Annotated in this window: 5 protein-coding genes; 3 read left to right on the top strand and 2 right to left on the bottom strand. The window is 68.5% G+C overall.

The genetic code is table 11. The annotated features are described in order from the left end of the window. A partial coding sequence (locus D180_RS20830; protein WP_017914287.1) for a CHASE3 domain-containing protein occupies nucleotides 1-1,425 on the bottom strand: 1,425 nt, incomplete at its 3' end. A gap of 482 nt (nucleotides 1,426-1,907) precedes the next feature. Next, complete coding sequence (locus D180_RS20825; RefSeq protein ID WP_026144017.1) at nucleotides 1,908-2,735, bottom strand: inositol monophosphatase family protein; 828 nt, start codon at nucleotides 2,733-2,735, stop codon at nucleotides 1,908-1,910. A 118-nt stretch (nucleotides 2,736-2,853) separates the two neighbouring features. Between D180_RS20825 and D180_RS20820 the strand changes: the two genes are divergently transcribed. The 3 genes from D180_RS20820 to D180_RS20810 form a co-directional block, all read left to right on the top strand. Then, entirely contained in the window at nucleotides 2,854-3,612 is a 759-nt protein-coding gene (locus tag D180_RS20820) for an RNA methyltransferase (protein ID WP_017914286.1), read from the top strand. A 178-nt stretch (nucleotides 3,613-3,790) separates the two neighbouring features. Further along, a complete protein-coding gene (locus tag D180_RS20815) occupies nucleotides 3,791-4,681 on the top strand; it encodes a phosphate/phosphite/phosphonate ABC transporter substrate-binding protein (RefSeq protein WP_043091482.1) in 891 nt (296 codons plus the stop codon). After that, nucleotides 4,678-5,798: diguanylate cyclase (locus D180_RS20810; RefSeq protein ID WP_017914284.1), on the top strand; the 1,121-nt coding region annotated here is incomplete at its 3' end. The genes D180_RS20815 and D180_RS20810, both read left to right, overlap by 4 nt.

Genomic DNA, 5,798 nt, shown 5'->3' with positions numbered 1-5,798 from the left:
CTGCTCGGTGCGGCGCGACAGATCGTCGTTGCCGCTGGCGATCTCGCCGGCGGCGGTGTCGATGCTGGCCGCGGCCTGCTGGATGCGGCCGACCATGTCGGTCAGTTGCGCGACGGTGGCGTTGGCGTCGTCGCGCATCCGCGCGAACACGCCGTGAAACTCGCCCTGCATGGTCTGGGTCAGGTCGCCGGCGGCGATCGCGCGCAACAGCTGCGACAGCGCCGCCAGATTGGTCTCGGTGCCCGTCATCATCGTGTTGAGGTTGGCGACCATGCCGCGGAAGGCGTGACGGAAACGCTGATCATTGCCGCGGCGGGAGAAGTCGCCCTGCGCGGCGGCGCGCACCAGCAGGTCGATCTCGTCGTTGATCGCGCCGAGATTGCGCTTCACCTTGGCCATGGTCTCGGTCAGGATCGCCTTCTCGCCCGGGAACTGCTCCAGGTCGCGGCTCAGATCGCCTTCGGCATACTCGCCCATCAGCGCGATCAGCTGCTGCTTGACCGAGATATGGCTGTGCACCAGGGCATTGGTGTCGCGGACCATGCGCCCGTAGTCGCCCGGGAAGCGTGCCTCGTCCATGCGGAAGCTGATCCGGCCGGCGTCATGCTGCTTGGCCATCTCGGTCTGCGCCTGGATCACCGTGCGCAGTTCCTCCTGCATCTGCCGCATGTCGTTGAGCAGCGACGGCGCCTGGGTGCGCAGGCGCACGTCCTGCGACAGGTCGCCGCTGGCGATGCGGCGCACCACGTCGGCTGCGTAGGCGGGCTCGCCGCCGAGCTGGCGCATCAGGCTGTTGCGGACCAGCAGGCCGAGCAGGATGGCGGCGACGATGCCGATCAGCATGCCGCCGAGGCTGGTCCATTCGCCCGACTGCGCGCGCGCCTCGCTCTCGGCCTTGCGCACCTGCAGCAGGGCGCGCTCGGCGTCCTCGTACTGACCGATCGTGTCGCGCAACCCGTCCATCTGCTGCTTGCCGACGCTCCGGAACGCGTCCAGCTGGGCGTCGTCGCTGTCGGCCACGGTGGTGCGCATGTGTTCCACCGCCTTGCGCTTGGTCGTCATGAACTGCGTGTAGTCCTGCATCAGGGTCTGCAGGCGCGCCTGCTGCGCCGCGTTGTCCGCGGTCAGCTGCTTGGACTCCTGCCACTGTGCGCTGAACTCGCGTTCGCCGAGTTCGAGTGGCGCCAGGTAGGACGGATCGCGGGTCAGGGCGAAGCCGCGCGCGCCGCTCTCGATGTTGAGCAGGCTCACCAGCATGCGGTCGCCCAGGGTGATGACCTTGTAGGTGTGCGCGTCCAGCGCTGCCGCGCTGGTGAACTTGCGGAAGCCGATCAGGCTGGTGATGCCGACCAGCAACAACATGGCGATCACGCCGCAGAAGCCGATTGCCAGGCGCTTGGTGACGGTGAGATGATGGAAGGACACGCGAGATCTCCGGAAGATGCGAGAGAGCGGCGCTATCGGCTCCATTGCCGCAGGGACGGCAATGCAGGCACGGATCAGCGGGGAAGTTCGGGCAAAGACCCGCATCGATATCGGCCGCGTTTTGTGGATCTTTAGGGCTGCGTTCGCCGGTTGCGTCGGGCGCATCGCACATGCCGTTTTGCCTGCACGTAGCGCGTCGTGTGCCGTTTTCTACGCAAGCGCCGATCAAGCAGGAGTGAAGCGCGCAGCGTCCAATGCGTGAGTGCGACGTGACGGCAAAACGGCCCGTGCGTTCTGCGTTCGACGGGATTTCCTGGATGGCGACTCGTCTGCGCGAGGCCAGGCGGATGCTGCGAAAGGACCTGTGCGGAGGTCGTGCGCCGGTCCGATCGGCGGATGACGGACATAAAAAAAGCCGCGCGAGTGCGCGGCTTTTCTGTTGTTGCGGTGTCGCTGCGCCGGCGTGGCGCCGGTCGCCTCGCTCAGAACTTCGCGTCGAACTCCCCGGCGAAGCCGGTATTGACGATCAGCTTCTGCAGCGCGTCGCCGACCTTGAGGTTGCCGGCGACCACCTGGAACTGCTGCGGGCCGCGGTCGTCGATGCGGCCGAGGGTGCCGCCCTTGAAATCGGTGACGCGGCCACCGGCCTCGCGCACCAGCAGCACGCCGGCGGCGATGTCCCAGGCCTTCACGCCGGCTTCGAAGTAGGCGTCGCTGCGGCCGCAGGCCACATAGGCCAGATCCAGTGCCGCCGAACCGGTGCGACGGATGTCCTCGGCCTGCACCAGCAGCGCATCCACGCACTTGAGCTGGGGGCTGGTGCGCTTGCGCTCGCGCGGCGCGAAGCCGGTGTGGACCATGGCGCCGTTGAGTTCCTTGCGCTCGCTGACACGGATGCGGCGGTCGTTGAGCACGGCGCCGTTGCCGCGGCTGGCGGTGAACAGTTCGTTGCGGAGCGGGTCGAAGATCACCGCGTCGACCGGCTCGCCGTTCTCGACCAGGGCGATCGACACGCAGTAGTGCGGGAAGCCGCGCAGGTAGTTGCTGGTGCCGTCGAGCGGGTCGATCACCCACATGTAGCGGCCTCCGCCCTGCACGCCGCTTTCCTCGCCCATCACGCCGTAGTCGGGGTAGGCGCGGCGCAGCTCCTTGACGATCACCTTTTCCGCATCGGCATCGACTTCGCTGGCGTAGTCCATGCGGTCCTTCTGCACCACGTTCAGTGCTTCCAGGCGGTTGATGTGGCGCAACAGCACGTTGCCGGCGAGGCGGGCGGCCTTGACCATGACGGTGACGGCGGGTTTTTGCATGGCAAGCGCTCCCGAGAAGGCGGAGGTGGGTCTGGAGGAGGAAAAGAGCAGTCCGGCGCGAAGGCCGGCCGCACAGTTTACCATCTACGCCCCCGTTCGCTTCGCCTGCCGTGCCGCCATGACCGATTCCCTCCGTATCCGCTTCGTCCTGGTCGGGACCCAGCACCCCGGCAACATCGGCGCGGCGGCGCGCGCGATGAAGACCATGGGGCTGTCGCGGCTGGTGCTGGTGGCGCCGGAATGCGAACTGGAGACCGAGGCCTACCGGCGTTCTGCCGGGGCCGAGGATTTGTTGCAGCAGGCGCCGGTGCTGCCGGCGCTGGCCGACGCAGTGGCCGATTGCCGGTTGGTGCTGGGCTGCACCGCGCGCAGCCGCCGCGTGTCGCTGGAGGAGTTGCTGCCGGCCGATGCCGCGCAGCGCCTGACCGCGACCAGCGCCGAACCGGCGGAGGTGGCGCTGGTGTTCGGGCGCGAGCGCACCGGCCTGACCAACGAGGAACTGCAGTTGTGCCATGCGGCCGTGCACATTCCTTCCGATCCGGCGTTCAGCTCGCTCAATCTGGCCGCGGCGGTACAGGTGCTGGCCTACGAACTGCGCCTGGCGCAGCTGCGCGGCGCCGCCCCCGCGCCGGCGCCGGCGCCGGGGTTTCGCGAGGCACCGGCCAGTCACGCACAGGTTGAAGGGCTGTTCGGGCAGTTGGCCGAGACCCTGGACGATATCGACTTCCACAAGGGCCGCGCCCCGGATTCGGCGATGCGCAAGTTGCGCCGGCTGTTCCTGCGCACCGAGCTGACCGAGCAGGAAGTGCGCCTGCTGCGCGGCGTGCTGTCCGATGCGCAGCGCATGGCGCGACTCGCCGGGCAGGCCGGAAACTGAGGCCAGGCAAGGCGCGAAGGCCTCCATCGCGGCGCGCGCGCCGACGCGTGCGCCCAGGGCGGACTGCATGCGCGGCAGGCGCCATTCTGTGACGCTGTCACCGGCATGCGCTTTCGGCTAGGCTTTGCAAGGTCTACTTGGGGATCGTGGTTTGTCCAGTTCGCGTTGGCGGGTGGTCGTGGTGTGGCTGGCGCTGGCGATCTGCTGGCCCGCGTCCGTGTACGCGCGGCCCTCGGTCCTGGTGCTGGGGCGCATCAGCGACAATCCCAAGGCCCATTACGAGCAACTCAAGCCGCTGCTGGACTACGTGGTGCCGCGCATGCGCGAGGTCGGCATCACCTCCGGGCAGATCCTGATGGCCCGCGACAGCCAGCAGATGAGCAGTTACCTGCGTCGCGGCCGGGTCGACTGGGTCACCGAGACCGCTGCCACCGCGATGGCGCTGGAGCAGCGCGGTGGCGCCAAGCCGCTGCTGCTGACCGAGCGCAACGGCGTGCGTCAGTACCACACCGTATTCTTCGTGCGCAAGGACGCGCCGGTGCACGACCTGTCGGATCTGCGGGGGCGCACGCTGGCGCTGCAGAGCACGCTGTCCACCAGCGCCTACCTGGTGCCGATGATGACGCTGTTCGAGCGCGGCCTGCATCCGGAGATCCTGCTCTCGACCAAGGACCAGCCCTCGGCGGAAACCGTCGGTTACGTGTTCGCGCGCTCGGAACTCAACATCGCCGCCTTCGTGCACAAGCACCTGGTGGATGCCGGGGCGTTCAGCAATCTCGACTGGGACGACGATCGCCGCATTCCCCCGGCGTTCCGCCGCGACTTCCGGGTGATCTACCGCAGCGAACCGTATCCGCGCGCGGTGGAGATGGTGCGCAGCGATCTGCCCACGGACGTGGAGACGCGCCTGCGCGAGGTGCTGCTGCACGCCGCCGACGATCCGCAGGGGCGCGCGGCGCTGCGCCAGTTCTTCGGGACTTCCGGTTTCTACCCGATCGATCCGGCGTCGCAGAAACGCCTGGATGCCCTGCGCGACGGCGTGGCGCGGGTGAGGCTGGAAGTGGAATGAAGACCATGCGTTTCGGGTTGCAGGCCAGGTTCCTGCTGGCCATGGGCGTGGCTGCGCTGCTGGTGATGGCGATCCTGGCCCTGCTGCTGGAGCGCCAGGCGGCGATGCAGCGCGAGGTGCGCACGCTCAGCGGCAACGCCATCCACAGCCTGTTCGACAGCAGCATGCGCACCCGCGGCGAATCGCTGGCGCGGCAACTGGCCGATTCGCTGGCCAACCCGGTGTACTACTCCGACCTGGATGCGATCGGCACGCAGGTGCGTGGGGCGCTGGGCTATGTGGCGGTGGCCTACGTGCTGGTCTACGACGCCGACGGGCGGCTGATCCACGACGGCAGCAAGGACCTGGTGGGCTACGGGCAGCGCATGCGCGGGCCGATGGCCGACGCCGCGATCCGCGCCAAAGGCCTGCTGGCGCAGGAGTCGCCGGAGTTCCTCGACGTGTCGATGCCGATCATGATCGGCGACCAGCGCGTGGGCGGGGTGCGGGTAGGCATGTCCTGGACACGCGCGCAGGAGTACGAGCGCAAGGCCGGGCAGAACCTGGACCAGCGCCTGGGCGCACTGGGCAAGCGCCATCTCGGCTGGTTGCTGCTGTTGCTGGCCGCCCTGGGCCTGACCGCGGCGATGGTGGCGGTCTACGTGCAGCGCACGCTTGTGGCGCCGTTGCGCTGGATGGCGGCGACCGCACGCCAGATCGAGGCCGGCAACTATGCGGTGGAACGCCGCGACAGCGGCCGCCACGACGAGGTCAGCGAATTGCTGCGCGCGTTCGGGCGGATGAGCGAGGCGATCGCCCGGCACGACCGCGACGTGCGCCACATGGCCTACACCGATGCGTTGACCGGGCTGACCAACCGGCTCGCGTTCCGCGAGGCGCTGGACCATCGCATGCTGTCGGCGCGCGCCTCGCAGCGCAGGCTGGCGCTGCTGTTCGCCGACATCGACGATTTCAAGCGGATCAACGACACCCTGGGCCACGAGGCCGGCGACGAGGCGCTGCTGCAGTTCGCGCGGCGCATCCAGCTGGCGGTGGAGCAACTGGGCGGCGACGATGCGTTGCTGGCGCGTTTCGGCGGCGACGAGTTCGTGATCCTGGTGGAGGATGCGCAGGCGGC

The sequence above is a fragment of the Xanthomonas sp. SHU 166 genome (assembly GCF_000364685.1).
Lineage (GTDB): Bacteria > Pseudomonadota > Gammaproteobacteria > Xanthomonadales > Xanthomonadaceae > Xanthomonas_A > Xanthomonas_A sontii.
This window is presented reverse-complemented; position numbering and strand designations above follow the sequence as displayed.